The sequence below is a fragment of the Glaciimonas sp. Gout2 genome, from assembly GCF_035018905.1.
GTDB lineage: Bacteria > Pseudomonadota > Gammaproteobacteria > Burkholderiales > Burkholderiaceae_D > Glaciimonas.
In genome coordinates this window covers 15,708-41,376 of record NZ_JASJXA010000032.1, presented here as the reverse complement: position 1 = coordinate 41,376, position 25,669 = coordinate 15,708, and the positions used below count along the sequence as shown (strand labels likewise).

Genomic DNA, 25,669 nt, shown 5'->3' with positions numbered 1-25,669 from the left:
TATCAACTTTTGATAACATCACATGGCTTTATTCCAATAGATTACGCTAAATATGACCTTAATCGTTGACTACGATCGAGCGTATTTGAACAATTTTAAACGGGTTTGTTAGTGGCAACGCGGGCAAACGCCTCTTCGGCCAATTCTGGCCACGCTTGACGTGTAAAATAGCGCAGTCGCACTTTTCAACACTTCAGAAGACTATGAGCAACGACTTGAATCCTGTAGCAAAAAAACCGATTGGCATGCTCCCCAATGTCATTTTCATGAGTCGTTGGCTTCAATTGCCGCTATATTTAGGCCTGATTCTGGCGCAATGCGTTTATGTATTCCATTTTTGGGTCGAATTAAGCGATTTGATCGGTGCTATTTTTGGCAATGCGGCGTCGCTCCAGCATATTCTTGACGCCGTTACGATTGACGGGGCGATACGGCCGACCAAGCTTACCGAGTCGACCATTATGTTGGTGACGTTGGGCTTGATTGATGTGGTCATGATCTCGAATCTGTTGATCATGGTGATTGTCGGCGGATACGAAACTTTTGTTTCTCGCATGAATCTTGAGAATCATCCTGATCAGCCCGAGTGGCTCTCGCACGTTAATGCGTCGGTGTTGAAGGTTAAACTGGCGATGGCAATTATCGGCATTTCGTCGATTCATTTGCTGAAAACCTTTATTAACGCCAATGCGTACGATACTAAGACGCTATTGGCGCAGACCGGTATTCATATAACGTTTTTGCTATCCGCATTGGCGATTGCGTGGTGCGACCGTATTATGACCGCCACCCAACAAAGCCAGCGGATGAACGGTGGCGAACATTAAATGCTGGTAATGGATGCGGAATAAATTGCGCTCTTTACCGATACGCCAAATTTGATTACTGATTCTGATGATCGACGCCTTGATGGAGATGCAAGATGTCGATATATCGCAATTCTGACTATACGGTGCGTAACGATTCGCACGCTTGACCGATTGATTGTTAATTTTAGAAACCTTTCCCGGGGTTTTACCTAGGATTTTACCGAGATACGCCATGACCACGACCACAATTAAGCAAGAAGACCTTATTGAATCGGTAGCTGCAGCATTGCAATACATCAGCTATTACCATCCAGCGGATTACATTCAGCATTTGGCACGCGCTTACGAGGCGGAGCAAAGTCCGGCCGCCAAAGATGCCATCGCGCAGATTTTGACCAATTCACGTATGTGTGCTGAGGGTAAGCGCCCGATTTGTCAGGACACCGGCATCGTGAACGTTTTCCTAAAAATTGGTATGGACGTGCGCTTTGAAGGTTTTAAAGGTGACATCACGGATGCGGTCAACGAAGGCGTACGTCGTGGTTATCTTCACCCAGACAACGTGCTGCGCGCATCGATCGTGGCGGACCCGCATTTTGAGCGCAAAAACACCAAAGACAACACGCCAGCCGTGGTGCACATGGAGCTGGTGCAGGGTAATACTATTGACGTTCAGATCGCGGCCAAGGGCGGCGGATCTGAGAATAAAAGCAAATTTGTGATGCTCAATCCATCCGATTCACTGGTTGACTGGGTCATGAAGACTGTGCCGACCATGGGCGCCGGCTGGTGTCCGCCGGGAATGCTGGGTATCGGTATCGGCGGTACGGCTGAGCGCGCGATGCTGATGGCGAAGCAAGTGTTGATGGAAGATATCAATATGTACGATTTGCTCAAGCGCGGTCCGGAAAGCAAAACGGAAGAATTACGCATTGAATTGTTCCAGAAAGTAAATGCGCTTGGTATTGGCGCGCAAGGTTTGGGTGGTTTGACCACCGTACTGGATGTCAAGATCATGATGCATCCGACGCATGCAGCATCAAAACCGGTGGCGATGATTCCAAACTGTGCCGCCACGCGCCATGGACATTTTGTTCTGGATGGTTCTGGCCCTGCGTTCATGGAGCCGCCTTCCTTGTCCGACTGGCCAGAAGTGCATTGGATGCCGGACACCGAAAAATCGCTGTCAGTAAATCTTGATACGTTGACTAAAGAAGAGGTTGCATCCTGGAAGCCGGGTCAAACGTTGCTGCTAAACGGCAAGATGCTGACCGGTCGCGATGCAGCACATAAGCGGATTCAGGAGATGCTGGCTAAAGGTGAGAAATTACCAGTCGATTTCACTAACCGCGTGATTTATTACGTTGGTCCTGTTGATCCGGTGCGCGACGAGGCGGTTGGTCCGGCTGGTCCGACGACAGCGACACGGATGGACAAATTTACTGACATGATGCTCGAGCAAACCGGTCTGATTTCGATGATCGGCAAAGCAGAACGTGGCCCGGAAACAATCGCATCGATCAAGAAGCACAAGTCGGCCTATTTAATGGCGGTTGGTGGCGCTGCGTATTTGGTATCGAAAGCGATTAAATCCGCTCGCGTTCTTGGTTTCGCCGATTTGGGTATGGAAGCAATTTACGAGTTTGACGTAAAAGATATGCCGGTGACAGTCGCGGTCGATTCGAATGGTATTTCGGTTCATAATACCGGGCCGAAAGAATGGCAGGCGAAGATTCAATCGGCGTCGCTGGCGAATATTCCGGTTACTGCTGCCTGACGAGGTTTATTGCGGTTGGTAAGCGCTTTCCTGATGTTACTTATAAGGACGCAGGAACGCGCGTTTTATTTGGCCGTAGTGATGCCGCGTTGTCGCCTCTTATATAGTCTTAGTTAATAGTCCTTACTAATAGTCTTACAATATGATGACTCCGAGAATGCCGATGGAAAAAGAGAGGCCCATTGGCATTTTTGATTCCGGTATCGGTGGTTTATCGGTTCTTCGTCATATTCGTGACGCCATGCCGTCAGAGAATTTGCTGTATTTTGCAGACTCCGCTCATGCGCCTTATGGCGATAAAACGGAGCAAGCGATCCTGGAACGGTCGCTGTCAATCGCTGAATTTCTGCTCGAACAAAATGCAAAGGCGATAGTAGTCGCCTGTAACACGGCAACGGCCGCTGCAATTAAGGCGATTCGCAGCGCTTATCCCACGTTGGCCGTGGTTGGTATCGAACCCGGGCTGAAACCTGCTGCGCTGCAAACCACGACAAAGAAGATTGGTGTTTTAGCGACGAAGGGCACATTGTCCAGTGCTAGCTTTAACATGTTATCTCAAAAAATTTCAGCCGCAACAGGCGTCCAGTTCACGTTGCAAGCCTGCGTTGGCCTCGCAGATCAGATAGAAAAAGGCGAACTGGATACAGAAACAACGGACTCCATGATATTTCGGTATGTGGCGCCTTTAATTGAACAAAACGTTGATACATTAGTGCTCGGCTGCACCCATTACCCGTTCGTTCGGCCAATGATCGAAAAAATTGTCAAACGCCTTACCTCCACACAGGTTGCGCTCATCGACACCAGCGATGCGGTAACGAAACAGTTGATCCGGATACTTGCGGAATACGATTTGGGCCAAACTAATCCCGAATGTGGGTCTTTGACTGCGTTCACCACTGGCAAGCCAACTGTGCTGAAAAACACCTTTTTTAGTTTGCTGGGATGGCAACCGAGGGTGTTTCAGGTCCCGACGGTACCATGATGAAAAAATAACGCTATTAATCGCATCATTTTCGTATTTTTGAATTGCCAGTACTAATTTTAGTTTGTATAATAGCGAGCTGTTCTGGTCCACAAGATCAAATAGAAATAGTAAGACAGTGGTGGCTGTAGCTCAGTTGGTAGAGTCCAGGATTGTGATTCCTGTTGTCGTGGGTTCGAGCCCCATCAGCCACCCCAATAAAATCAAGCACTTAGCCCACTTTATAGTGGGCTTTTTGTTTTTTTAGGAAGATCAAGTTCCTAATTTAGGAAGATCATTTTTTGAAATGCTCTCTATTCGGTGGATTTGGACCGTTTAACGGTGCGTCGATCGTACACTTTATTGATCATCCGCTCGTCCGCATGGCCTGTTGCATCGATGATGTTCACATCCCCCCGAGTTTTCCGCACCGTCACTGCTTTCGGTCGCATGTCGCGTAACGCAAACCGCTCAAACGTCACGCCTTCCAGTTTGGCCTTGGCTTCGCAGTAGACCATCAACCTTGTCCAGATGGTCGTCCAGCCGCTGCGGGTATACTGTTGCCCTGCAGTATTGCCAAAAATTAACATCGAACTAGTCCTCTGCAATGCTTTCGCTTCATCTATTGTGGCCTTCAGTTTCGGCGACCACTCGATCAGCTTGCGCTTGACGACTTGTGTGGCCCGCCGCTTTCCAACTGTGATTTCCAAGCCGACGCCTTCGCGTATATCGCTGCGTGTCAGTGCACGCACTTCGACAGGGCGGCTGGCCGTCAGATAGGCGGTATAGACGCAAAGCGCCAGGATTAGGTAACTGCCGCCCCGAACCCGGGCTTCTGCCATCGCGTAATCCAAATCATGCGATGTAACGTATTTATCGCTGGGCTTTGTCGGGTTGTACTTGATGCCGCGACATGGGTTTATTTCCAATTCACCCCGGGTACGACCATATTCAAGTATCGCCGATAACAAGGCGATTTCTTTGTTCGCTTTGGCGGGTGCACCTTTATCTGCCCGCGCAGCCAAATAACCGTAAATGTGCTTGGGCTTTATCGACGTAGGGGGCGCAGCACCAAACGCTATTATCAGTTTCTTTGCCTCATTTTGGTTTTCATCAAGCGTCGATTCCGCTTTGCGGCGGGCGTCACCAAGCTTTAATCCTAACTGCCAAATAAAATATCGCCCGATCAGGTCTGCGACGGTACCGGACTTTACGGTATTGCCGTTGAGTTCTTCGGCTTGCTGGATCGCAATCTTGCGGATCTCGGCCACGGCTTCGGCATCATTGGCTTGGGCGGATAGGCAAAATGCCCATGATCCAGAGGGCAATTTATACCAGTAGCTGACCTTGAACTTGCCCTCCCGCTTGTATAAGCGAAAGGGCAGACCATCAGGGGAGTTGCGTCTACCGATCATTACAGTGCTCCGAAGTTGGGCTCGAATTCGACCTCAAGTACTGGGTTGGCAGCCCCGCTCAGTCTCGCGTCATGATACGCCAGGCTGACTTTAGGGTATCCGATTCTGCCAACAGCATACGGCCAGCCGTTATTGTCCAGCCACTTTTTCATGCATGTGTAACTCGTGGGACTACAATCGATCAGCGCGGCTAGCTGAGTCGTAGTGAGGTAGGTATTCATCTTTCGGCCCGTTAAAGTCGTTATCTCAGTTTTACTCAGGAACATATTGGTGATCCTTGTCTGCTCAGTGGAAATAGTCTTTTGAGAGAATTTGTTTCTACTATTTGCCAGGAACGGGGACCGATTTCTACCAGCGCATATTGTTTACCGTTCGAAATATCGCGTTTGATCCCTACCACCTCGCCAGTTTGGAGCCCGTAGTCATTCTCAAATTCGACCACGGTACCGATGTCAGGTATTTGCTTATCCACTGACGGCACCCAACAACATCCCGGCCAACAATGAACTTACCAGAGTCAGCGTCAAGCCCACATTGATCAAGGCACGAAACCCGAATTTCCATCGATCTAGGATCAAACTCAGCACGTCAGAAATCCCCCAAGCCGCAAACACCATGAATAAAAAGACGCACGTCTGCATAAGCAATTTCATCATTCCTTCCTTTCATCAAAAATTCGGGGATACGGGCAGGCTTTCAGCGCCGCCCATGCATCAATGAGCGTGGATTTTGCGTCCTGGGATAGTCGGTTCACATCAGGAATCATCCAGTCCGGCTGTTTTTCTCTCGGTGCCGGTTCGGGGTGCGTACAGTTATTTACACGAGTCCGAGGAAGGGCAACTGCCGCCCCGTCGGATGCGGTGGCAGCCGTTGCGACCGGGGTCCAGATATGCCTGACCGACTTGAACACCACGCCAAACAAGGCCGCACAATGCACACCGTATGGCGTCGACTTAACCGTCTCGCCATAGCGTCCGATGCAGGTGGTGACGTCCTTGGCCAGCGTGATGACCAGATTCTTACGTGGCACGATGGGACCGCCTTGCACCCGTATGTACTCAGCAAAGTCAGCGCGCTTTTCGCCTTCGATCTTTTGCACAGCATTCCATGCACGCTTCATCGGTTCCGGTGCTTCCACCAGCATGTCGTCTTTTATCCGACGCAACTCACGCCAGACCGTTACCGGTGCGCCGCCCCATTGCTGAAACTGGCGGATGCCCCAACATGCGGCCCATGCTTCAATCCTTGCCGACGGGACCAGCTCTAAGTCGCCGACGCAATCCGGCACGACAACATAGCCATCCTTGGTTTTATGGTCGCCCACATGTGCGCCGTCGATATTCTTGGCGACATATTTCGCGATATATCCGGCTGCGCTACCTTTGTTCCAATCAATCCGGACGACTTCCAGGCGGCGCTCAAACGCACCCGGTTCGCCCCGTTCAGCGGTCCACGCGTAGCGCTTCATCAGGCGCGTGGCGCGACTGGCCACATCCACAATGTGCGTCGTTTTATACCTGGCGGTCGGTCGCACAAATAACAGCATGTGCCAGTGGGGTGTCGCATCGTGATGCGGCTCGGCAATGCGAAAGCCATATAACCCAATCCCGCGCCGTGCCAGTGCCGATCGGAAACGCGCTGTGACTTTCTGCAGATACGCATTCGCTTCACGGGGTGTCGCCCCGCTGAATTTCGGGTTCGGCTTGCCACTATGCAAGGTTGCATGAAAGTGAGACGGACAGGTCCACGTCACAAACAAGCCTTCATCGCCCAGTTCTTTTGCGATGGTCTCGAAACCATTTAATCGCAGTATTAACTCTCCTCGTCGTATCGCTTTATTTGCCGTGGTGGTACCGGCCAGTTCAGCCAGCGTGAATTGCTGACCGAGTTCGTTTTCTAATTTCTGGCCGTCCAGCGCCAGTTCGTTACAGCGGTTTTGCGCCAGTCGGGCGATCACCGTGTCGTGGCTGGCATAGGGTTCGCCGTGATAGTGGACATAGCCGAGGCGGATGTTGCCCGCCTCAAAGGCCCGACCGATGCGCTTACGTAACTGACCGCGCCACCAGTGCGGATTCACCGCCCGTGCGATCACATCTTTGAGTTCGTCAAATTCCGGTGCATCGATCCCGTATTCGGCACATTCGCAGCGGATGACCTGCAATGCATGCAAGTCTGATTGCGCGCCCCACAACGCCTCGACCACATGCGCTGCCGCTTTCTTCGCCGTTGCCACAATGTCCGCATCGTGCTGCGACAGATCGACGCCAGCAGGCACATAGCGGTCAGCAAACTCACGAACAAAGTCCGTCGCCACCGACTCATAAATTTTGTACCAGGAGGACCACGCCATCTTGTCGAGTGCCTGACCGATGACGCGCTTACGCCACTTGTAAGGCAACCGCGCCAATTCCGGCGCAAATCCTTCCGATTGTAAAAAGGTCAAATGCCGTTGACGGGCAGGCAGAACGACGTGTTTAGACTGCATGCATCACCCGTTCAAACATGCCGACCGAGGCCACGACCGCCGCCTTAATGGCGGCCCGTTCCGATGGCTTAAAAGAATGAATCGGACTCTCCCACCGTGTCATTGACAGGCCAGCCACAAACAGCACATAGCGCCGTGCGTGTTCGGGTGTCGTTCCCCACGATTGCGCGGTCAGGCGCTGCAAGCGCGATCCATCCTGACGGGTTTTAATCTGCTGCCGCGCTAATAGCAGATTGGCCCGCGCATGATCCGGGGTAGTCAGCGTGGCCGTTGCGTCATCCCACACGGCAAACAAGTCTGTGACCGGCATAAACGACGGATGGTGATCAATCAGCGAGACGCCCATCACCAGACCCCCGCCATGCCGCCCAGCCGCGCCATGTACAGCGCCAGCTGTTCATTGAGTACCTCACCGACCGCGATGCGATGGCTGTCGCTTAACAAATGAGTTCGGGACATGAACCAGTTACGCAGGTCCAGTTTGTCTATCAGGAGGGCATGGGTACTTTTGGCGAACATGGCCTAGCCCTTAACCCAACCGAGCGCGACCGCAAAGGCCGGGGCAAACATGACGAAGCCACACAACAGGCCGGAGCCAAAAGTTTTAAGATGGGTTTTCATAGGGAGTCAGCTATCACGTGAGCTGTTTTCTTGAACATAGTTTCCTTGCGGAGATACTTGCGTGCGTACCTGGCCAAGTCTGGTCGTGGTACGTCTTTTAAAACAACGGAAGGCATCTCTTGAAAACTACCCTCATCGCCACTCAACAAATTGGGAAATTTGACGCTGAAATTCTCAACAAACTTAAACCGCATTCCCTGGAAATAAGTGCCGTCAGAAAAGAACGAATGATCATCGGCATCCGTAACGAACAGGGCGAGATCTACCGTGTTATCGGCGTCACCGGACTGACGCTGTTTATGGATGCCATCTATCAATTGGTTGAACTCAATATGATCGATGAGCTGGAAGCCCTGGACCACCCACAGGATGGTTATGACGCTATCTTTAGCGCACGCTAACGCCATTTTTTTCGTGCTGTCCTGATCCTGCAGTACTGGGGTATTCACATATTCCATCGTGTTTTCCTTATTTAAGGGCGAAAAAATCCCGCATGCCTGAATTCAGGCATGACCGGCTACAACGTAAAAAGGGAAGCTCGCTAGCGGATAATTACGAAGGCGCAGTAAGGTGGTGAGCAGTCATGACGGCCTCATTCACTTTTAAATAACGCCAGTTGATTGGCGCAAGCGTTGCGGACGTGCTGCGACAAATGGATCCGTACATCTGGGTTCGGAATCGCGGACATCGATAACGTGCGCAATACTTCGAGACTCGCCACAAAGGTGTGACCACATTCCGGGTTCTGGCACATGTACGTGATCTCTTTCATCAGGTTCGACATCGTGCGGCTTTTAGCGGCGCGCACCCGTTCGCCGCAATGGGGGCAAGGCAAACTGATGACTCTCATAATGGCTTCCTGTCCACCGCATACAGCGCCCGGCCTCTGCCGGATATCTGCTTCGATTGCTTACGTATGCGCGACTTCACCAGCCACTCTGCCGCTTGCTCCACACTGTGCAGCCCTTGCTGCTGGCGCACACGTTCCAACAAGTCATGTTCTGCATCGGTCACGATAATTTCTTGATCTGGCATCTTTTCGTCGGCTCTTTGTTAGCGCACTGCGGTCTGGGTTTAGGCCGCATTGCCGACTACTATGTCCTTGTCGCCAAGGCCTAATGCGAACGCTGCTTCACGCAATACCATCTGGCGCAGCAAAGTGGACGGCTGTTCGCCCTGATAATTGGCAAGTGCCTGAATCAGGTCATGCTCGTAATCATCAAAACGAAGGGTCAGCCGGTTATGGCGAATGCGCTTGGTGTCGGGATACATGACGCGTCCTTTATGGATGACTGGAAGAGGTCAACTGGGTGGAGAGATCGGACAAACGGGCGGTTTCTTTCTCGTACGCGTCCAGACCGAGCAACGTCACAATGCGTAAAAAATTAGCACGTGACCGATTATCAGCGGCGGCATGTTGCTCGACGCGGGCCATCTCTTCGGTCTTAAGACGAAGGTAGAGCGGGCCGCCAAGAACGCCTTTTGGGGAACGACTAAGTTTTTGTTGTATTTTCATGGTGTAATGATCGTCATTGCTAGGGATGGCGTAATTATGTGCATTTAAATGCACAGAGTCAAGGAAATATTGTGTCTTTTAACGCTAATTGTGGTGAGCGTCTGCGCGAAGAGCGGGATCGTCTTGAATTTACTCAGCAAGAAATGGCTGATCGTATGGGCGTGCGCAGGGAAATGTCGAGCAAGTATGAGCGCGGCCAAGCAGTACCCGGTGGGGATGCATTAAGTGCATTTGCTGCAGTAGGTGGGGACGTTCAATATGTCCTCACTGGCGTAAGGTCATCGAATGCTCTCGCACCTGACGAGGCGGAGTTACTTGCGGGTTATCGTGGCTTGGATATTCGCGCTAAAGCAAATATGCTCGGTATGTTGGATGTCGTCAGCACGACGTCCGCAGCACAACCTATCGTATCAGGTAGGCATAACATTGGTAGCGTGCAGTTTCACGGCAAGATCGCGCAGCACATTACCGGCGGAATAAACGCTCCCCAAACGATTAATATGGGTGGTCGGAAAAAAAAGAAAAATACTATTCCAGAGTGACCGTCTATTAGCCAGCAACAGGCCAGCATTTCAAGGTGACGTTGGCCAAGTAGTGATGGGTGATTTACATCAATCGCACCTCCTCGATAAACCCCTATCCATCGTCCTGGTTGTTTTAACCTTGGTCAGCAGTTGGGCGATGTATCAGATATCGCCAGACGCAGATGCAGGGGTCATGCCGCCGTTATTGGTTTGCACGGTAGAGCGCAAAGACTATCCCGTAGGACGCGCCAAGATGTTGGTCACCGGCCAGATTTTGGAGTGTTTGAGTCCCGGCAAGAGCCTCACGCCGCAGTGGTACCAGATTGAAAGATCGCGGATCCGCTAATATTTCACAGCTCTTTACGTGTTATATCCACTAAATTAATCGTTGCCGCTTGATATCTCCCTATGATAGGAAAATAGATAGTAGAATAACAATTGTAGTGATTCTTTTGATAATTTTTATGCATTCGAAATTTCTGCATATCTTATCCAAGCCAAGCTACACGGGAGCTGCACGTTTTTTTGAAAAACGTTGTACGGCATTCTCATTCGGACATATTTGATTATGCCGCTGTCTTTTTTCTACTTCCCCTAGAGGATCGCCAATGAGAAACAATTCTATACTGTCAGCAGCCTTTGCCTTCGTTCTTGTAGGCTGCGCTTCAGCCCCATCTGAATCCGGGTACGCGTCAGCACGAACGGAAGTTTGCAAAGCGACCAGTGAGCAAGAAATCTCGGCTTTGTTTGACCGGTGGAATCGCTCGCTGCAGACCGGCGATCCCCAAAAAGTTGTCGCCAATTACGCCGAGCGCTCTGTCCTCCTTGCCACCGTGTCGAACAAACCGCGACTAACTGAGGCCGATAAGGAAGACTACTTCCAGCACTTCCTAGAAAACAAGCCTGTGGGAAAGATTGACTCTAGAACAATAGAAATTGGTTGTAACACTGCGGTTGACGTTGGACTTTATACGTTTACCTTTGGTGCTACTGGCGCTCAAGTCAAGGCCCGCTTTACATATACTTATAAGTGGGACGGAAAGCAGTGGTTGATTACAAGTCACCACTCTTCCGCAATGCCAGAGAAGAACTGAGGTATTAACGAGCACAGCACTCCGGTCGAGCAGACGGCTAACAGGCTGCGCTTTTTCCTTTGCCGCACACCTCAACCGTTGGCCGTCTGCTTTGCGAAACATGTCTGGTCGCTTTGATGCGGCTGATGCCGATCGCTACAGCAAATCTTCAAACCACTTACGCTGCATTGCAGGCAACGAGCTAGTCAATTTTGTGTGGTCGTACTGGATCGTTTCGTACGGAGATTCGTACAAGTGTCATATATTGTTTGAACTACGACACTTATGTCACCTGAACTCGAATATCCGAACTTATCCATTAACGTACAAGAGCGTCTAAACACTTTCATTAAGGACATGAACACATATGAACATGAGCAAAATGTAAAAGGCTATTTTATGAACGTAAAAATCATGTAGTTTTTTACCTGTTCAAATACGGTCGTTTTCGAAAGTGTGACAGATCTATAAGATTGATGAGGATATGTTTTTGTCGGATTTTTTTACATAAAAAATAATTTCTAAAATAAATAGAAGTTAAGTATCTGATAAATATAAGGATATTTATCTGGTTCGATTTTTGCTTAGATAAAGCCTTCTCCAACCAATTCTGGATTTGCACCTACATTATGAAATTATCCAAGTCATCCCTTATTGCTTCGATTACCCTCGTGGCCGCCTTTTTCCCTTTGATGGCTCAAGCGAGCTTCATCGGAGACAGTGCAACGCTGACCTATAATAATTTTGCTTTTAATACACCTGTCGTGTTCTCTTCTCCAAGCACCGTTGGTAACAATGTTGAATTCAGTGGTCAGGGGACCGATGTTTTTGGTCAAATTTGGAATATGATGGGCGATGTTTTTGACGATGGAATCAAACTTTCTTGGACCGAAAGTACAAGAAACGGGAATGGCAACATTTCTGCCGGAAATGGAAGATTCGGTTTCGACTTAAGTTTTGCCTCGTCGGTAGTGCCCTTGCTTTCCCTCTCCTCCTATACAACAACATACCCAACTACCTCATCCAGCCTGGATAATATTACTTCGACTGGCCCTAACTCGGTACATTTTGGTTTTAATGGTCTTTATTCTGGCGACACTTATATCTTTTCAGGAGAGGTTCCAGAGCCAGCCACACTCGCATTGTTTGGTTTCGGATTGTTCGGATTTGCAGTATCCCGTCGTAAAGCCTCGAATAACAAAAACGCGTAAAATCACCACGGTTTGCTCTACGCCCGCTTTGTGCGGGTTTTTTGCTTTTTAAGGTTTAAGGAATTACTTTTGACAGTACCTTTGACGGTACATTTTAATATTGAAAATCATTGATCCTTTGTTTAAAATACTCTCAGAGTGTTGTTATATTCCACCTATCGCGATTGATCCAAGCTAATACACAAAAGAATCTTGTGCATTGCCTCCATCTACAAACACTTCATTGCGTGCTATTTTCTTCAATAATCTCCCGCCGCTCCCGTATTTTCTCCCATTCGAGTTTGGCGGCGCGGGAAGCGCTTTGCTTGCTGACGTAGAGGTGTTGTAGTGCTTTCGTATTGCCACGAGCGCCCGCCAGTTCTTCCCCTTGGTACTTGCTGACCTTATCGCGCCACGCTGCCGTGACGCCAGTGATCCCGTCATCCGGGTCGGTCTGTTCTTCGCGTTCCACTTCCGCTTCTTCCGTTTTGGTTTCCAGTTCGATGGCGGTGGTAAAGCCATTGCTGCCGATGCTGTGCGTGACTTTCGCTGTCAGCCAGTCCACGCGATCGATGGTTGCTTTAAAGCCCGATACCGTGACCGGTGACTGTGGCATCAGTTCTGGATTACCTACGGCCAGCGTCAGTTCGAATGTCGCCAGCCCGCGCTGGATGCGCAGCCATTCCGCGACCGCTGCCGTGCGGGCATCCGCTTCGTTGGCATAGGTGGTGCGCAGACGTTTGGCGTTGCCCGCCGTGCCTGCCACCACGCTACGACGCAGGATTTGCTTGTCATCCTGCCAGAACACTCGTACACCGGTATAGCTATCGCGTTCGGCACTGTGATAGCGGTGGCTGTCACCGAGTTGGCGCGTGATATCGATTGGGGGTAATGGTTTACCGGACATAGTCTGACTGCGGCTGGCGGGCATAAAGATCAGCGTATCGTTTTTGACGGTGGCGACCGCATCGAATTGCTTGCCGAGTCGGCGCAAAAACGCCGCGTCACTCTCGCGGGTCTGATCGATGTGTTTGACCACGACTTGACGTAATCCGTCGGTAATACCGGCTATGAGTTGCTGCCGGAACGCAATGACTTCAATGATCGCCCCGAGCGTGGTGTCATGGAAGCTATGTTCTTCGACTTGCCGAAAGGTGTCGATCAGGTTGACAGTCCGTGCGCGTAACGTGATGGTGTCGGGTGCGCCGCTGTGTTCGACTTCATCGACGGTAAACGTGCCTTTGTCGACCAGGCCGCTATGTTTCCAGCCGATGTGTAAATGGATCTTTGCGCCTTTGGAGGGAATAGCAAGTTGACCGTCGGTGTCGTCGAGCGCAAGGTCGAGCTGGTCGGCGGATTCGTTGCGGCATTCGGTCAGCGTGAGGCTGATCAGGCGTGGACGGATGATGGCGGTCAGGTCACGTCCATCTAGGGTGACACGGAAGTCTGGGATAAGATCGTTCATCGGTTGACTAGTCCACTTACGATGCCACCAATCCCATTGACCGCGTTCACATTGTTAGCCAGCCCATCGAGGGTGAGCATATCGCGCAGCGTGCCGATGTTACCCAGATTGCGCAACGTATTGCGCACATCGTCATCGGTGCATTTGAGGGTGATCGCAAACTCGACGCGGCCCGGATTGCCGTCGGCTCCGAGATGCGTTTTACCCTCGGTCATGCTGGTGATGATATAGGCACCATAAATCCGTCCGGTTCCCTGAATCAGAATCCATGACTTGCCGGTGTCGGCCATCAGCCGTAATGCATCGAGCGCATAGAGCGAACCGGTCAGTTCGGGCGCTATCCAGCCGGAGAGCGTGATGGTGTCGTCGCCCTTGCCGGTGAACTGAAACGCGTCACGCGCCCCGACACGGGCGTTGCTGACGTGTTTCCATTCGGTCTGGCGTTGCAGTTCCTGATAGGCCAGCGTGGGGAGGCTAAAGACGAACATGCCGAGGGCCATCATCATGCGGTAAGTCCTTATAGTAAATTAATAGTCATGGAGGCTGGAACGCTGACGTGCGCGCTTTTCGCGGTCGCGCTGGTCGAGTGCTTTTGCCACCGCTTGCGCAATCGCGTTGCCATCCATGGTGGGTGTGGTCTGGATGATGATCTGGATCGTGTCGCCCTGGAACACGGTGCCGCTGTTGCTGGCACGCGCTGCCATCGGTGGGCGGGTATCAAACGCCATCGCGGGGATGGCGGCAGCACCGATGGCAATACCCGCGCCGAGTTGCGTGAGGCGTTTTGCCATAGTACCGACCTGCCTGACGGGTGCATCTTCGCTGCGCTGCAGACCGAGGGCAAGACCTTGCATCGTGTCGTCACCCAATGCCGCAAAGACCCGACTCGGGCTGCGGATGCCGAGCTTGTCTTTGAACCAGCCAATGACGCTTGCTCCCGCGCCGGTGATCGTCGTTTTGACTGCCCCCAGTGCGCCGGACATGCCGTTGACTAAGCCGTGCATGATGTTGCTACCAAAACCGGTAAAGGTGGCGGGCAGATCGATCCCGAACCAGCGCAGCACGCCCGCAAAGGCGGTATAAAATAGCCCGAGCGGCGACCAGTTCAGAATCCGGGCGCTGATGGCACCGATACCACCGCTAAACACGGCGGCAATGCCTGCCCACGCATCGGATAACACGCTCTTGATCGACGTCCAGTTGTTGACGATCAGATAGGCCGCTCCTGCGAGTGCCGCTAACGCCGCGACAATGGCGAGGATGGTCAAGCCGATGGGATTGGTTAGCAGGAAGAGGAACGCGCCTTTCATGGCACCGCCGACAAACAGCAAGGCTGCGCCGATACCTTTTAATACCGGAATCACGATCCCACCTTGTAACCCGATGGCGCTCAGCACAAAGCGCATGATCGCAAACGGGCCGAGTATGGCAGCGATACCGAGTGCCAGCACGCCCAGCACCACCAGTATGACGGCCAGCACGGCGGCAATTTTGAGGAGCGTGCCCGCCAGTTGCGGGTTCGCTTCGATCCATATGGACAGGCGTTCGGTCACCCGTCCGACCGTCTCCATGATGTCGGTCAGTGCCGGTTTTAAGGTGCTGCCGGTCATGGCCGAGAAGCCGAATACTTTGTTTTGTAAAAGTTGCCATTTGGCCGATAGGGTATCGAGCCGCGCCTGAAACTCGCGGTCCATACTGCCCTTGGCGGCTTCACCATTGGCCAGTTCTAACTGTCGCCGGTATTCGCCGACGCCACCGGCCAGCTTGGCAATCGCGCCGCCCCAGTCTTTGCCGAATAAACGGGTCACCGCTTCCATCTTGGATTCGGTCGGTAGTGCGTTGATCTTATCGAGCACCGTCAGGATGGTCTTCTGCGCATCGGTAATCATGCCAAGTTGTAAATCTTTACTGCGCATGCCGATCATCCTGGCACCGACCTGAAACCGTTCAGGATTCATTTTCGCTATTTGCAACTGGCGCAGCATGCCGGACGAGGCGGTATCGGCCCGTTCAGGGGATTCGCCCAGTGTTAGCAGCGTAGACGCCAAGGCAGCGGCATTTTTTACCGACAGGCCGATGGTGGACGCGGCACCGGCCAGATCGCCTTGTAACACACCAATGATATCGGCCCCCTTGGAGATCGCGTTATCGTCCAGATAATTGATCGCGTCTCCCAGTTTGTCGAGGCTCTGGATCGGGATTTTAAAAATCCCGGCGATCTTGCCCATCTGGTCGCCGATTTCACCCGCAGGCATCTCAAACGCCGTCGCCATTTTGGCCGTATTGGTGGTGAAGGCCAGCAGATTGTCTTTGCCCTGAATGCCCATGCGCGCACCGGCCACGGTCAGGTCGATCAGTTCCGTCGTCGCCATCGGAATGCGGGTCGCCAGTTCGCGCATCGCGCTGCCCATGTCGTAATAGGTGGCAGTCAGCTTGCCATTGCCATCGCGTGCGCCGTCGACCTGTTTGGCGATCCCGACCATGCTGTCCTCATAGCGCATGAAGTCCTTGACCGTTTTAAGGATAGGCATACCGCTGGCCACGCCTGCGGCGGTCATGCCTGCGCCCGCCATGGCGACATTGCCCGCGGTGGCACGGGTCGTATGCAGGCGCTGCCGTGCTGCGCCCATGCGCTCTTGCTGTCGTGCAATGCTGGTCAGTTTCTTTTGTTGCGCCGCTAATTCGGCGTTGGCATAGGCCACGCTATCTTTGAGCCACGTCTGTGCCTTGCTTAAATTTTTGGTACTCATGCCGGTGGCGGTGAGCGCGGTGTTGAGTTGCTTATTGGTTTCCAGATTGGCGCGGTAGGTGTTCTTCAATTTTTCAACGACGGCTTGTGACTTCTTGTATTCGGCGCTCAGTTTTTTTACTGCGGCAGCGGCCGGCGTCGCTTGGGTGGTCAGCGTACCGAGTTGATCACCGATGGCTTTGGCGTGCTGCTGCGCATTGCGTAGTTCGACCGACGTGGTTTTAAGGCCGCGCTTGAGTTCTAAAAATGCATTGAGTTTCTTTTGCTGGCCACCCAGTTCTTTGAGGCGGTCACTGGTGGCTTTGATGGCTTTCGCGGTCGGCGATGCTGCGGCCTGTATTTTTTTGAGCGGACCGGTGACTTTGTCGAGCGCGGTCATGATCACTTGGAGTCGGAGGTCCGCCATGGTTGCTTTCTATAACTTCTTTATTTATTGCTCTGCGGTGCTGCGTAATCGAGCGTGTTCGCGCCAGTCCATCAGTTCGTTTAACGTAAAATCTGCCATCGCCGCCGGGTCCCAGTGGAACACCACGGCGATATCGGCCATCGCGTTTTCTACGCGGTCGGGGAGACCATGTTCCGATCCGCTTTCTTCGCTAAAAAATAGGCCACCTCGGCCCCTAAAGCCATCAGGTCAGCTAAATCCAGATTGTTGACATCTTGCGTGGTGAGAATTGGTTGCGTGATGCGTGGTAACACTTTTTGTAATGCCATCACATCGAGGTTGGCAACATCGACCAGCGAGACACCGCGCAACTCTCCGGCTTTTGGTTTGCGTAATTGGATCGCGGTGATGACGGTGTCGCCGCGCTGTAATGGTTCGTCCAGGATGACGGTGACGTGATTGGTGGAAGGTGCGACGGAAGTTTTGACGGCTGACATGGTGTGCTCTTTTTAAATGGAATAAATAAAGGGTTGATACGGTTGACCTGGTGTTTACAAACCGATGGCTGCACGCAACGCATCGTTCATACTCACGCCATTGATGTTCTCGATACAGTTCATAAAATCGAGTTCAATCAGATCGACGTTATCGACCGTCAGTTTGTAATAACTGACGGCGGTACTGTACTTGTGGGTGGTGTCGTCGCCGACTTTACTGGAGCCCATATCGATTTCTTTATGGCGTCCGCGCACCACCACTTCGACCGCTGCCACTTCGCCGGTATCGTCATTTTGGTAGCCACCGGCAAAGCGTAGTTGCACCGCGTTGTGGGCCTTGGCGGCGTACTGTTTTAAGGCGTCGACAATTAAGCCGCCAGCGGTCCATTCGAGGGTGAGCGCTTCATTCCCCATATCGACCATGATCGGGCCGCTCATGCCACCGGCGCGATATTCCTCCATCTTGCGGCTGAGTTTGGGGAGCGTCAATTCTGGCACCAGTCCCATGTAGGACGCGCCATCGTTGAACAGATTAAAATCTTTGAGTTTGTTGGGTAAGCCCATGGGTCTTTCTCCAAATAAAAGGTTGCCTGTAGCGGCTTTTTACGCGGTGATGCGGCTCGCGAAATCGGCCAGATAGCGGTCGGTAATACGTTGCTGGAATACCAGATTTTCTAGTGGGGGTACTGGCGTGTAGTCGTAATCAATCGCCAGCTTTCCGGCTTTTAAGGTGTCTTTGCTGTTGAACGCTTCGTCGTACCAGGCACTGCCGTCGATGATGTAGCCCTGTGCTTTCAAGTCGCGGAATTTGGCATTGATGCTTTCGATCAAATCTTTTACCAGCGACGGATGCAGCGGTTTATCGACATACGTAAAATGCGCCTCCGCTATCGTGTCGGCCAGCACTTGGGCCGTGCGGGTGTAGTTTTCAAAAAAGAAGAATTCCGGCACTTCACAGGTGCGCGACCCCCAAAAGCGAAAGCCGCCATTGTTAATTAACGTGGTGACTTCTTTACCATTCAGGTATCCGGCGTCGGTAGCCGGATCCTGCAAGTCCCAGAACACATCGCTGGAAATACCGGTCGGGCCGTTGACCGGCATATTCGATAAGGTTTTATGCCAGCCGATGGTCTGGTCGATCTTGGCGCGTAATCCCAGTGCATAGGCGACAGCAGGAATGCTGGCCTCGGCATTAATCGCCGTATCCCAACTCACAAAGTCCGGCCAGATCAGCATCAACTCACGTTGCCCGAAGTCTTTGCGATAGGCGACTGCATCTTCTTTGGTCAAACAACCCCACGCCGACGCATACACAAAGCCACGCAACTGCTGGGCCACGCTGACCAGCGCATTGGTCACCGCCTGGGTATCGAGTCCCGGTGCGCCGAGGATGCGCGGTTTGATCCCGAGTTTTCCCTGCGCGGCCAGTAAGGCTTTGATGCCGGTGTATTTGCCGCTGGCCGTCACTGTGCCGATCACGTTGGTGGTGGTGGCCGCTTCATCGTCGCCTTCGGCTACCCTGACAACGATGGTGAACGGTTTGGTTTGCAGGCCGATGGCGTCCAGCGTGCGGCGTAAGGTGCCGGTCTTCCCTGCTTTGCCGAGGGCGGCGATCACGTTGGTGATCAGGACCGGTGTGTCGAGCGGAAACGCCAATGGGTCGGCATCGTCGGCGGTGGCAATGAGGCCAATGACGGCGGTGCTGATGGTGCGGATCGGTCGCGTGCCGTCGTTGATTTCGAGGACGCGCACGCCATGGTGATAATCGTCTGCCATAACAACTCCTGTAAGTAATAAGTAATGCGTGATTAAAAAGAGATGACGTCCGGACAGACCGGCCACGTCAGACGATGCGGATAGTCGGGCTGGTCGATGATCCGATTGAGACCGACACGGTAGGTTTTCCATGCTTTGAGCAAGGCGCTATCGGCCGGTGTGGTGTCGTCGATATCGACCCGGTCCTGATATTTGGTAATCGCCGTGGTGGCGATGCGCAAACCGTTGCTGATGCGCTCGATGGCGGTGGCGATCAGTTCGGCATCGCTCGGGTAATAATCCGGTACCGGCCCCCACCGACCGCTGTTGCATTCGGCATAAATCACGCGTCCGTGCGGTTCGACATCGTCAGGCGTCGCTAAAAAGGACCAATAGTTTTCATTGGCGTCAAATTTGACGTCGCACCGGATCCCGTTGGCCTGCCGCACTGGCGTGCGCACATCCGCGTAGGTAAAGCGGTCGACCGGCAGCGCCAGTGGCACGATGGACGCCGGTGATGTCGCTTCGTCCGGCATGGCCGTTGCTATAGCGTTCTTGTTTGTTTTTATTACTTTGTTGCGCGTTGCCATCATCCGACCCTTTGCCATAGTGCTGCCCGTGTGCCGATACCACCATCGTTGCCGGTGCCGTTGTCATACGCCCAGCCGCGTAACTGCCATGCCCCGCCGACTTCCGGTGAGCCATGGTTTTTGTTTAAGCGGTAGGAGCCGATACTGTTTTCTTGCAGGCCCGCACCGACCAGCTGATGGGCATACGTCGCCACGCCTGCACTGTTGGCATAATTCGTACTATTGGCGTAATTGACATTGAAGGTGGCTGGATTAAACAACGCGCAATCACTGGGATTGTCATAGCCGCCATGCACCCACGTCGGCTGACCGCCGCGTCCGTCCCATTGCAGCCGGATATTTGCGTTGCCGGTGACCTTGTAGCGCAATGCATCGTTGAGCGCGCTCTGCAACACCAGCGTGCCAAGGTCGGAAACATCGACCGTCACCTTCAGACCGTCGTTCTCGCTCCAGCCGATCTTGACCGGGTTCTGGGTCTGTCCGATGCCGGTGCCTTGCTGGACCGGCGTATATCCGAGCGTGTCTTGCTTGTGAGCAGGATCAAACGTCACCGTGTCCCATATTAGTTTCCATGCACGGCCCTTGAAAGTCGGCTCCTGTCCGGTAAAGCCGGTGCGTTCCCAACTACGTTGCGTGATGCCGCCTTCGGTATAGAGCTGGCGTACAAACTGACCACCGACGAGTGTGACCAGCGTACCAAAGCCATCGCCGTCCAGCGGTAAATGGGTGGCCGCGAGGATGCCGCGGTCATTGGCCACCAGCACGTCGCGTACGCCGGTCGTCAGTAACGTGTCGCAATCGGTATCACTGTCGGTCACGGCGTCGAGTGTGCGGAAATACAGTGCGTCACCCCGTGCATCAGTGAGATAACCAGGATGCGGATCGATTTCTTCTTTGTGGTGATCGATAGCGTTGGCCAGCGCCGGTGTCAGTCCGGCTGGCGTCACCGCACGGGTCGGATCGCTTCCTGCCACGGTCTCAGTAAAAGTCGCCAGTTCGACCACGCCTTGGCGGGAGGTGGTGGCCGGGGGATTGGTAAAATTGGCGTTGCCAAAGGTTAAATTGGTGACATCAATCGTCGTAAAAATCGTGTCGGCCGACAACAGCAGCATCGACTGCGCGGACTTCTCCAGGATCGGGTCAGGCTGACCGTAGACACCAAGCAAGACACCATTACTCAACCAATAGCCGATCCCGCGCACCGTATAGGTGTCGGTGCCATCGTCGCGGATGGTGACGTGGATCGTGTCCGCAGCCACGACTTCCCCTGAGAGCGTATCGAGCCGTTTGAATTCGCCGGGTAGATCAACCAGGTCGTCGTCGGGCGTGAACACGGCGGCGGTGAGACCAATATGGGTTACGGTCAGTGGTGCGGTGCCGTTGTGTTCGGCGTTGACTAAGGCGGCGCGACCGGCTTTGGTGGTGATGATGGAGATTCCGGACATAGGATTAGGGTGCTTCCGTAAGGTGTAGTCGGGCGTAGATCACAGGACGCAGCGCGGTGACGACTGCAATCGCAGCAAAGGTATTCAACCCTTGGGTGAACGTAAAATGACTGCGCACCGGCTTGGTCCGGTTGACTTCGGCGATGACGTCGTCGACAAAGGCAGCGGTCGCGGATGCGCCGCCTGCGCCACTCAAGGTCATCAGCAAATCAAAGGTGTGCGGTTCACCCTTGGGCGATTGTTGCCACCATTCGTTAAGCAGGATCGCGCCTCCGAACGCGGCGACCACATCTTTGACGGATTGGGCGGTGCCCTTCTGGCGGTGGATTGCCATGGCGCTGCGCACGCGGGCGCGCCGGACTTCTTCGCTCCAGTACGGTTTCCAGCTGTCGATGGACAATTGCCACGCCAGCCATGGCAGTAAATTGATGGGGCAGGCGTACGGCTGATACAACGACCGTAACGGCACTGGGACAGCGGAGATGCGGGCGGTCGCGGCTTCCAGTGCGCGTTCCTGTGGCGTGGTGTTGGGTGGCAGTAACGACCGATATGATGAAGGAACCGGCTTATTCATACACACCGCCATAGTCGACTACGATATCGTCGCAGAACGGTGCCTGTCGGCGTGTCACCGGGAGGTCCGTGGTGGGCGATGTCAACTCCACGCGTTCGACGCCGTCGACGTGTAAGGCGGCATAGATGCCTGACAAGGTCGGCACGCGTCCGATGCGGTGGGTATCGATCACGTATTGCGCCATGCGCTTCTGTGCTTCCAGGAGGACGACGGTCGCATCCGGACCGGGAAACGTAAACAAGGTGGCGCGAACCTGATAGCGCACAATCTCGACCGATTCGACCAGGACGTAATCGGTGAGCGGGCGCACGTTGTCGGCCCCGAGTCGTGACGCAACAAGTTCCAGTAAATCGGGTGTGGCCGTTCCATCACCGTCGCGTGACAGGATGGTGACGATCACTTCACCTGGAGACGGACTGGTCGCCGACGCATCCAGCACGCGGCCATCGGCACCGAGTGCATGAAAGATATACGCGCCTTCCGGACCGGCGACCGAGAAGCCGTGCGGAGCCAGCTGGATACGCTTGCGCAAATCTGCATTCGATTCCATCACCGCATCGGTTCCCTTGTCGGGATCGGCAGGCGTGACGACCAGACGCGGCACGTCCATCAATGCGCCCAGGTGATCCAGATCGCTATCCATTGCATACGCCAGCATCAGGGCGCGGGCCGCTTCGTTGACGCGCTGGCGTATGTGTAATTCGCGGTAAGCCGTGACTTGTAAAACCTTCATGGCCGGATCGGATTCCTGCAAGCCGTCGAAGGTCGCGTCCCGAACGATCAGGTCATCCAGCTGTTCAGCGAGTATAGTCTCGAAGTCCAGCGCTTCGACGATGTTCGGTACCGGTAAGCGCGAGAGGTCAATCGCCGAGGTACTCATACGCCACCCTGACTAACCGGCACCGTCAGTTGCACACTTTGTTCAGCGGCCACGCCATCGAGCAGCAGGGTCGCTTTGCCATCGGCGTCGCGCTGTAGCTGTAAGCCGGTTAAATTAATGCGGGGTTCCCACAGGCGCACCGCATGGGCGGTCGCCGCATAAATGCGTAAGGTCGTGGCGCCATGTAATGGCTGATCGATTAGATCCGGCACTTCGGACCCGTAACCACGGCGCATCACGCGGGATCCTATCGGTGTGGTCAGGATATCAGCCAGCGATTGACGGATATGCGCGAGGCCGGTTAATGCACGGCCAGTGCTGCGGTGCATGCCGCTCATTTTGGACCGTCCGACACGTCGCTACCACGCTCAATACCGCCGTGGGGGTGGTTCATCAGGCTGATGTTTCCCGCCACCACATCGCCGGTTGCGGTCAATGTACCGTTGATCACGGCCGCCGCACCACCACCCGCACCGGGGGTGACCGCCATGCCGCCGTTGAGTGAACTCATGCCGGTCACAATTAGATTTTTTAAAACGGTGAGATTGCCCGTGCAGACCGTGTCGTCCGCGTTGGAGGTCACCTTGCCGGGTGTGACGGTCACGCTGGTGCCATCCGGCAAGGTGGCGCTCAATGTGTGGGCGACGCTGTCGTACTGGATCAGTGCGCCATCGCGATAGCGCGTGGTGTGATGAGCCGGATCGGTTGAGGGTGGGACAAACTGATCAGAATACACGGCAGGCAAAATCACCCCATGGTCAAAGTTGCCTTCCGGAGAGAGCAAAATAACCTGCTCACCGAGTGAGGGTGGCCACCATGTTTGTGCGTCACCCGCCCGCGTCGTCGTCCATGGTCGCCAGTTGGTCAGATTGTTGCCGACCTGAACCCGTACGTGATGCGCGTCATGATCGATCTCGGCAATGGTGCCAAGACGGATCAGGTTCAGGAGTAAGCGGAGGATTTCGGAGAGGTCAGCAGTCATGCGATGCATGGTGCCGCGTTGTGGTCCCCAGCGCATCAGGCAGCGGGTTGGTAAGCCGCTTATCAGCTCAGAGGCGCTATGGCACCGTGCGCACGCGTGAGAAAGTAGCGCTTAAGACGCGGCGACGTGAACAGTGCTTCAACACTGACCACGCCACCGTACCAGCAGAGACACCTGCAATTAAAGCCAAGGCCGCGCACCTGTACAGGCGGCGCAAGGCTAGCATATTTCGCAGGTTTACCCAAATGAACACGATTCGCTGCGGGCATTGTGCTCGCAAACTCGGCGAGGGAGAATATATTTCTCTTGCCATTAAATGTCCGCGTTGCGGCACGTTAAACCACTTTACGATCCCTTCCTTGAGAGCCACGCGCTCCGTACCAGCATGCCAACGAGCGTCCGATAAAGAATCTCCCCATGGATGGCACACCGATCATTCCGTGGCTGGGCGGCAAACGCCGACTGGCTGACAAACTCATTCCGTTGTTTCCCCCGCATGACTGCTATGTCGAAGTGTTTTGCGGTGGTGCAGCGCTGTATTTCCTGCGACCGGTACCGGCGCGCACCGAAGTCATCAACGATATCAATGGCGAACTGGTGAATTTATACCGGGTCGTTCAGCATCACATGACCGAGTTTGTGCGGCAGTTCGACTGGGCGGGGGCGCCTAGCCGATGACCAGCCGGACAATTTTTAAGGCACACCAGTCGGTGCGTCCCGAGACGCTGACCGACATCCAACGGGCTGCGCGATTTTATTATCTGCAACAGCATGCCTTTAGCGGCAAGGTCACTGGACAAAGTTTCGGTACCGCCACCACCGGTCCCGAGATTAATCTGTGTCGCATTGAAGATAATCTACGCGCTGCGCAGGTGCGACTGGCCGGGACCTATGTCGAGAATCTACCGTGGCTGGAATGCATGACGCGCTATGACCGGCCGCATTCATTCTTTTATCTGGATCCACCGTACTGGCAAACTGAAGGGTATGGCGTCGACTTTGGTTTCCACGAGTATCAGCAGATGGCGGATTTTATGCGCAGCTGTAAGGGAAAAGTGATGGTCAGCATTAACGATCATCCGGATATCCGGGCGGTGTTTGACGGCTTTACGATGATGGGGTTGGATATCAAATATAGCTTGGGCAGCGTGCACGGCCAGCCGGGGAGTAGTCGGGAACTGGTGATTACGAATTGGGATAGTGCCACGGTTGTGGGATTGTTCTGACATCCGATCATTTGCGTAATGTACGCTTATGGCGTATATTAACCGCATGCGATATGAATTTATTGAATCAACCCTATTTTCCTCCAACGTCTATGATTACCTTAATGATGACGAATATAAAGAGTTACAGGAATATCTTTCTGATAATCATGAGGCTGGGGATGTTGTTCGCGGTTCAGGGGGCGTTCGCAAAGTACGCTGGGCACGTGCAGGCGCAGGTAAGTCTGGCGGTGTGAGGGTCTGTTATTACGCACGTACTCGAGCGGGACAAATTTTAATGCTGGTGATTTATGCAAAGAGCAATCGCGCTTCCATCCCCGGCCATATTTTTAAACAATTGAAGGAGATTCTCGATGAAACTGACTGAGAAGGCATTAATGGCGCGGGATGCGCAACGTGACATCGGCGCTGAACTGTTACAAGCGGTGCAAGAATTACGTGGTGGCAAGTGGGCGCGAAAAACCACATTCGAAGCGTTGCCGGATGGATCGATGCGACGTGTGATCGTGCGCTCGGATGGCACTATCGAAAAAGATGAGGTCTTGACGGGACCGAAGTGGGAGTTGATGGCGGCCCGTGCAGGTTCCGGTATGTCCCAGGCTGAATTTGCGAAAGCTATCGGTGTTTCAGTGCGAACGCTGCAAGAGTGGGAGCAAGGCCGTAAATCTCCTTCCGGCCCCGCCCAAACGTTGCTAAAAATAGCTAGCCGTCATCCTGAATTGTTGCGTGAAGTATCGCTAGACTAAT

General features: G+C 53.5%; 34 protein-coding genes, 1 tRNA gene and 1 pseudogene. 13 read left to right on the top strand and 23 right to left on the bottom strand.

What is annotated here, in order from left to right; all coding sequences use genetic code 11:
• The first annotated feature begins 203 nt into the window (after positions 1–203).
• From QN379_RS18245 to QN379_RS18230, 4 genes are all read left to right on the top strand, one after another.
• Positions 204–827 (top strand): YqhA family protein, encoded by a 624-nt coding sequence (locus tag QN379_RS18245; RefSeq protein ID WP_322236956.1) that lies wholly within the window; start codon positions 204–206, stop codon positions 825–827.
• Between the two features lie 214 nt (positions 828–1,041).
• Positions 1,042–2,586: a fumarate hydratase gene (locus tag QN379_RS18240; protein WP_322236957.1), complete on the top strand. Its 1,545-nt coding sequence runs from the start codon at positions 1,042–1,044 to the stop codon at positions 2,584–2,586.
• Positions 2,587–2,728: 142 nt separating this feature from the next.
• Positions 2,729–3,571, top strand: coding sequence for a glutamate racemase (gene murI / locus QN379_RS18235; RefSeq protein ID WP_322236959.1), 843 nt, complete (start codon positions 2,729–2,731; stop codon positions 3,569–3,571).
• Positions 3,572–3,692: 121 nt separating this feature from the next.
• A tRNA-His gene (locus QN379_RS18230) sits at positions 3,693–3,768 on the top strand.
• Between the two features lie 96 nt (positions 3,769–3,864).
• Here QN379_RS18230 and QN379_RS18225 read toward each other — a convergent pair.
• The 6 genes from QN379_RS18225 to QN379_RS18200 all read right to left on the bottom strand — a co-directional run bounded on the left by QN379_RS18225 (position 3,865) and on the right by QN379_RS18200 (position 7,969).
• Positions 3,865–4,965 (bottom strand): hypothetical protein, encoded by a 1,101-nt coding sequence (locus QN379_RS18225; protein ID WP_323507266.1) that lies wholly within the window; start codon positions 4,963–4,965, stop codon positions 3,865–3,867.
• Positions 4,965–5,186 (bottom strand): DUF4224 domain-containing protein, encoded by a 222-nt coding sequence (locus tag QN379_RS18220; RefSeq protein WP_323507265.1) that lies wholly within the window; start codon positions 5,184–5,186, stop codon positions 4,965–4,967. Before QN379_RS18220 ends, QN379_RS18225 begins: the two co-directional genes overlap by 1 nt.
• A 243-nt stretch (positions 5,187–5,429) precedes the next feature.
• Positions 5,430–5,621 carry a hypothetical protein gene (locus QN379_RS18215; protein ID WP_323507264.1) on the bottom strand — a complete coding sequence of 64 codons (192 nt, stop codon included), beginning with the start codon at positions 5,619–5,621 and terminating at the stop codon, positions 5,430–5,432.
• Positions 5,618–7,450, bottom strand: coding sequence for a replication endonuclease (locus QN379_RS18210; RefSeq protein WP_323507263.1), 1,833 nt, complete (start codon positions 7,448–7,450; stop codon positions 5,618–5,620). Before QN379_RS18210 ends, QN379_RS18215 begins: the two co-directional genes overlap by 4 nt.
• Positions 7,440–7,796, bottom strand: a complete 357-nt coding sequence (locus QN379_RS18205) for a hypothetical protein (RefSeq protein WP_322236720.1) — start codon at positions 7,794–7,796, stop codon at positions 7,440–7,442. Before QN379_RS18205 ends, QN379_RS18210 begins: the two co-directional genes overlap by 11 nt.
• On the bottom strand, positions 7,796–7,969 hold the full coding sequence (locus QN379_RS18200) for a hypothetical protein (protein WP_322236721.1): 174 nt from the start codon (positions 7,967–7,969) through the stop codon (positions 7,796–7,798). The genes QN379_RS18205 and QN379_RS18200 overlap by 1 nt, the downstream gene beginning before the upstream one ends.
• A gap of 221 nt (positions 7,970–8,190) precedes the next feature.
• Between QN379_RS18200 and QN379_RS18195 the strand changes: the two genes are divergently transcribed.
• Entirely contained in the window at positions 8,191–8,472 is a 282-nt protein-coding gene (locus QN379_RS18195; protein ID WP_323507262.1) for a hypothetical protein, read from the top strand.
• Between the two features lie 191 nt (positions 8,473–8,663).
• Here the strand turns inward: QN379_RS18195 and QN379_RS18190 are convergent, their stop codons facing one another.
• From QN379_RS18190 to QN379_RS18175, 4 genes are read right to left on the bottom strand one after another with little or no spacing between them, the layout of a single operon-like run.
• Positions 8,664–8,921: an ogr/Delta-like zinc finger family protein gene (locus QN379_RS18190; RefSeq protein WP_322236725.1), complete on the bottom strand. Its 258-nt coding sequence runs from the start codon at positions 8,919–8,921 to the stop codon at positions 8,664–8,666.
• On the bottom strand, positions 8,918–9,106 hold the full coding sequence (locus QN379_RS18185; protein ID WP_323507261.1) for a hypothetical protein: 189 nt from the start codon (positions 9,104–9,106) through the stop codon (positions 8,918–8,920). The genes QN379_RS18190 and QN379_RS18185 overlap by 4 nt, the downstream gene beginning before the upstream one ends.
• Before the next feature lie 39 nt (positions 9,107–9,145).
• On the bottom strand, positions 9,146–9,343 hold the full coding sequence (locus QN379_RS18180) for a hypothetical protein (RefSeq protein ID WP_323507260.1): 198 nt from the start codon (positions 9,341–9,343) through the stop codon (positions 9,146–9,148).
• A 10-nt stretch (positions 9,344–9,353) separates the two neighbouring features.
• Positions 9,354–9,587, bottom strand: a complete 234-nt coding sequence (locus QN379_RS18175) for a hypothetical protein (RefSeq protein ID WP_323507259.1) — start codon at positions 9,585–9,587, stop codon at positions 9,354–9,356.
• Between the two features lie 71 nt (positions 9,588–9,658).
• On the opposite strand from QN379_RS18175, the gene QN379_RS18170 reads away from it, so the two are divergent.
• The 4 genes from QN379_RS18170 (at position 9,659) to QN379_RS18155 (ending at position 12,395) form a co-directional block, all read left to right on the top strand.
• A complete protein-coding gene (locus QN379_RS18170; RefSeq protein WP_323507258.1) occupies positions 9,659–10,129 on the top strand; it encodes a helix-turn-helix transcriptional regulator in 471 nt (156 codons plus the stop codon).
• A 55-nt stretch (positions 10,130–10,184) separates the two neighbouring features.
• Positions 10,185–10,457 carry a hypothetical protein gene (locus tag QN379_RS18165; RefSeq protein ID WP_323507257.1) on the top strand — a complete coding sequence of 91 codons (273 nt, stop codon included), beginning with the start codon at positions 10,185–10,187 and terminating at the stop codon, positions 10,455–10,457.
• Positions 10,458–10,719: 262 nt separating this feature from the next.
• Positions 10,720–11,205, top strand: coding sequence for an SgcJ/EcaC family oxidoreductase (locus QN379_RS18160; RefSeq protein WP_323507256.1), 486 nt, complete (start codon positions 10,720–10,722; stop codon positions 11,203–11,205).
• Positions 11,206–11,813: 608 nt separating this feature from the next.
• Positions 11,814–12,395, top strand: a complete 582-nt coding sequence (locus QN379_RS18155) for a PEP-CTERM sorting domain-containing protein (protein ID WP_323507255.1) — start codon at positions 11,814–11,816, stop codon at positions 12,393–12,395.
• Between the two features lie 220 nt (positions 12,396–12,615).
• Here QN379_RS18155 and QN379_RS18150 read toward each other — a convergent pair whose 3' ends face one another.
• The 13 genes from QN379_RS18150 to QN379_RS18090 are packed head-to-tail and all read right to left on the bottom strand — an operon-like array spanning position 12,616 to position 23,732.
• Positions 12,616–13,839 (bottom strand): phage late control D family protein, encoded by a 1,224-nt coding sequence (locus QN379_RS18150; protein ID WP_323507254.1) that lies wholly within the window; start codon positions 13,837–13,839, stop codon positions 12,616–12,618.
• Entirely contained in the window at positions 13,836–14,345 is a 510-nt protein-coding gene (locus tag QN379_RS18145) for a phage tail protein (protein ID WP_323507253.1), read from the bottom strand. The genes QN379_RS18150 and QN379_RS18145 overlap by 4 nt, the downstream gene beginning before the upstream one ends.
• Before the next feature lie 21 nt (positions 14,346–14,366).
• On the bottom strand, positions 14,367–16,967 hold the full coding sequence (locus QN379_RS18140; protein ID WP_323507252.1) for a phage tail tape measure protein: 2,601 nt from the start codon (positions 16,965–16,967) through the stop codon (positions 14,367–14,369).
• Positions 16,968–17,018: 51 nt separating this feature from the next.
• On the bottom strand, positions 17,019–17,135 hold the full coding sequence (locus tag QN379_RS18135) for a GpE family phage tail protein (RefSeq protein WP_323507251.1): 117 nt from the start codon (positions 17,133–17,135) through the stop codon (positions 17,019–17,021).
• 8 nt (positions 17,136–17,143) lie between these two features.
• The gene (locus QN379_RS18130; protein WP_323507250.1) at positions 17,144–17,470 is read right to left on the bottom strand and encodes a phage tail assembly protein; all 327 of its coding nucleotides are present in this window, start codon (positions 17,468–17,470) and stop codon (positions 17,144–17,146) included.
• A gap of 54 nt (positions 17,471–17,524) precedes the next feature.
• Positions 17,525–18,034, bottom strand: a complete 510-nt coding sequence (locus tag QN379_RS18125; RefSeq protein ID WP_323507249.1) for a phage major tail tube protein — start codon at positions 18,032–18,034, stop codon at positions 17,525–17,527.
• A 39-nt stretch (positions 18,035–18,073) separates the two neighbouring features.
• Positions 18,074–19,246: a phage tail sheath protein gene (locus tag QN379_RS18120; RefSeq protein WP_323507248.1), complete on the bottom strand. Its 1,173-nt coding sequence runs from the start codon at positions 19,244–19,246 to the stop codon at positions 18,074–18,076.
• 32 nt (positions 19,247–19,278) lie between these two features.
• The gene (locus QN379_RS18115) at positions 19,279–19,833 is read right to left on the bottom strand and encodes a tail fiber assembly protein (protein WP_323507247.1); all 555 of its coding nucleotides are present in this window, start codon (positions 19,831–19,833) and stop codon (positions 19,279–19,281) included.
• Complete coding sequence (locus tag QN379_RS18110) at positions 19,815–21,260, bottom strand: hypothetical protein (protein ID WP_323507246.1); 1,446 nt, start codon at positions 21,258–21,260, stop codon at positions 19,815–19,817. The genes QN379_RS18115 and QN379_RS18110 overlap by 19 nt, the downstream gene beginning before the upstream one ends.
• A gap of 4 nt (positions 21,261–21,264) precedes the next feature.
• Positions 21,265–21,834 carry a phage tail protein I gene (locus QN379_RS18105; RefSeq protein ID WP_323507245.1) on the bottom strand — a complete coding sequence of 190 codons (570 nt, stop codon included), beginning with the start codon at positions 21,832–21,834 and terminating at the stop codon, positions 21,265–21,267.
• Positions 21,827–22,714 carry a baseplate assembly protein gene (locus QN379_RS18100; protein WP_323507244.1) on the bottom strand — a complete coding sequence of 296 codons (888 nt, stop codon included), beginning with the start codon at positions 22,712–22,714 and terminating at the stop codon, positions 21,827–21,829. The genes QN379_RS18105 and QN379_RS18100 overlap by 8 nt, the downstream gene beginning before the upstream one ends.
• The gene (locus QN379_RS18095) at positions 22,711–23,052 is read right to left on the bottom strand and encodes a GPW/gp25 family protein (RefSeq protein ID WP_323507243.1); all 342 of its coding nucleotides are present in this window, start codon (positions 23,050–23,052) and stop codon (positions 22,711–22,713) included. The genes QN379_RS18100 and QN379_RS18095 overlap by 4 nt, the downstream gene beginning before the upstream one ends.
• Positions 23,049–23,732: a phage baseplate assembly protein V gene (locus QN379_RS18090; protein ID WP_323507242.1), complete on the bottom strand. Its 684-nt coding sequence runs from the start codon at positions 23,730–23,732 to the stop codon at positions 23,049–23,051. The genes QN379_RS18095 and QN379_RS18090 overlap by 4 nt, the downstream gene beginning before the upstream one ends.
• A 209-nt stretch (positions 23,733–23,941) precedes the next feature.
• Between QN379_RS18090 and QN379_RS18085 the strand changes: the two genes are divergently transcribed.
• From QN379_RS18085 to QN379_RS18070, 4 genes and pseudogenes are all read left to right on the top strand, one after another.
• A complete protein-coding gene (locus QN379_RS18085; protein ID WP_323507241.1) occupies positions 23,942–24,166 on the top strand; it encodes a Com family DNA-binding transcriptional regulator in 225 nt (74 codons plus the stop codon).
• A pseudogene (locus tag QN379_RS18080) lies at positions 24,114–24,922 on the top strand (DNA adenine methylase). The gene QN379_RS18085 and the pseudogene QN379_RS18080 overlap by 53 nt, the downstream one beginning before the upstream one ends.
• Before the next feature lie 28 nt (positions 24,923–24,950).
• Complete coding sequence (locus tag QN379_RS18075; RefSeq protein ID WP_323507240.1) at positions 24,951–25,289, top strand: transcriptional regulator; 339 nt, start codon at positions 24,951–24,953, stop codon at positions 25,287–25,289.
• The gene (locus QN379_RS18070; RefSeq protein ID WP_323507239.1) at positions 25,276–25,668 is read left to right on the top strand and encodes a helix-turn-helix domain-containing protein; all 393 of its coding nucleotides are present in this window, start codon (positions 25,276–25,278) and stop codon (positions 25,666–25,668) included. Before QN379_RS18075 ends, QN379_RS18070 begins: the two co-directional genes overlap by 14 nt.
• Position 25,669 lies beyond the last annotated feature (1 nt).

Coding starts and splice junctions, on each gene's coding strand:
- murI (WP_322236959.1), top strand. CDS start 2,729: ATGATGACTCCGAGAATGCCGATGGAAAAAGAGAGGCCCATTGGCATT.
- QN379_RS18160 (WP_323507256.1), top strand. CDS start 10,720: ATGAGAAACAATTCTATACTGTCAGCAGCCTTTGCCTTCGTTCTTGTA.
- QN379_RS18220 (WP_323507265.1), bottom strand. CDS start 5,186: ATGAATACCTACCTCACTACGACTCAGCTAGCCGCGCTGATCGATTGT.
- QN379_RS18085 (WP_323507241.1), top strand. CDS start 23,942: ATGAACACGATTCGCTGCGGGCATTGTGCTCGCAAACTCGGCGAGGGA.
- QN379_RS18225 (WP_323507266.1), bottom strand. CDS start 4,965: ATGATCGGTAGACGCAACTCCCCTGATGGTCTGCCCTTTCGCTTATAC.
- QN379_RS18175 (WP_323507259.1), bottom strand. CDS start 9,587: ATGAAAATACAACAAAAACTTAGTCGTTCCCCAAAAGGCGTTCTTGGC.
- QN379_RS18185 (WP_323507261.1), bottom strand. CDS start 9,106: ATGCCAGATCAAGAAATTATCGTGACCGATGCAGAACATGACTTGTTG.
- QN379_RS18095 (WP_323507243.1), bottom strand. CDS start 23,052: ATGAGCGGCATGCACCGCAGCACTGGCCGTGCATTAACCGGCCTCGCG.
- QN379_RS18105 (WP_323507245.1), bottom strand. CDS start 21,834: ATGAATAAGCCGGTTCCTTCATCATATCGGTCGTTACTGCCACCCAAC.
- QN379_RS18205 (WP_322236720.1), bottom strand. CDS start 7,796: ATGGGCGTCTCGCTGATTGATCACCATCCGTCGTTTATGCCGGTCACA.
- QN379_RS18180 (WP_323507260.1), bottom strand. CDS start 9,343: ATGTATCCCGACACCAAGCGCATTCGCCATAACCGGCTGACCCTTCGT.
- QN379_RS18075 (WP_323507240.1), top strand. CDS start 24,951: ATGGCGTATATTAACCGCATGCGATATGAATTTATTGAATCAACCCTA.
- QN379_RS18165 (WP_323507257.1), top strand. CDS start 10,185: ATGGGTGATTTACATCAATCGCACCTCCTCGATAAACCCCTATCCATC.
- QN379_RS18150 (WP_323507254.1), bottom strand. CDS start 13,839: ATGAACGATCTTATCCCAGACTTCCGTGTCACCCTAGATGGACGTGAC.
- QN379_RS18190 (WP_322236725.1), bottom strand. CDS start 8,921: ATGAGAGTCATCAGTTTGCCTTGCCCCCATTGCGGCGAACGGGTGCGC.
- QN379_RS18135 (WP_323507251.1), bottom strand. CDS start 17,135: ATGGCCGATATCGCCGTGGTGTTCCACTGGGACCCGGCGGCGATGGCA.
- QN379_RS18240 (WP_322236957.1), top strand. CDS start 1,042: ATGACCACGACCACAATTAAGCAAGAAGACCTTATTGAATCGGTAGCT.
- QN379_RS18145 (WP_323507253.1), bottom strand. CDS start 14,345: ATGATGATGGCCCTCGGCATGTTCGTCTTTAGCCTCCCCACGCTGGCC.
- QN379_RS18070 (WP_323507239.1), top strand. CDS start 25,276: ATGAAACTGACTGAGAAGGCATTAATGGCGCGGGATGCGCAACGTGAC.
- QN379_RS18115 (WP_323507247.1), bottom strand. CDS start 19,833: ATGGCAAAGGGTCGGATGATGGCAACGCGCAACAAAGTAATAAAAACA.
- QN379_RS18090 (WP_323507242.1), bottom strand. CDS start 23,732: ATGCGCTGGGGACCACAACGCGGCACCATGCATCGCATGACTGCTGAC.
- QN379_RS18130 (WP_323507250.1), bottom strand. CDS start 17,470: ATGTCAGCCGTCAAAACTTCCGTCGCACCTTCCACCAATCACGTCACC.
- QN379_RS18215 (WP_323507264.1), bottom strand. CDS start 5,621: ATGATGAAATTGCTTATGCAGACGTGCGTCTTTTTATTCATGGTGTTT.
- QN379_RS18210 (WP_323507263.1), bottom strand. CDS start 7,450: ATGCAGTCTAAACACGTCGTTCTGCCTGCCCGTCAACGGCATTTGACC.
- QN379_RS18155 (WP_323507255.1), top strand. CDS start 11,814: ATGAAATTATCCAAGTCATCCCTTATTGCTTCGATTACCCTCGTGGCC.
- QN379_RS18100 (WP_323507244.1), bottom strand. CDS start 22,714: ATGAGTACCTCGGCGATTGACCTCTCGCGCTTACCGGTACCGAACATC.
- QN379_RS18140 (WP_323507252.1), bottom strand. CDS start 16,967: ATGACCGCGCTCGACAAAGTCACCGGTCCGCTCAAAAAAATACAGGCC.
- QN379_RS18120 (WP_323507248.1), bottom strand. CDS start 19,246: ATGGCAGACGATTATCACCATGGCGTGCGCGTCCTCGAAATCAACGAC.
- QN379_RS18125 (WP_323507249.1), bottom strand. CDS start 18,034: ATGGGCTTACCCAACAAACTCAAAGATTTTAATCTGTTCAACGATGGC.
- QN379_RS18200 (WP_322236721.1), bottom strand. CDS start 7,969: ATGTTCGCCAAAAGTACCCATGCCCTCCTGATAGACAAACTGGACCTG.
- QN379_RS18110 (WP_323507246.1), bottom strand. CDS start 21,260: ATGTCCGGAATCTCCATCATCACCACCAAAGCCGGTCGCGCCGCCTTA.
- QN379_RS18245 (WP_322236956.1), top strand. CDS start 204: ATGAGCAACGACTTGAATCCTGTAGCAAAAAAACCGATTGGCATGCTC.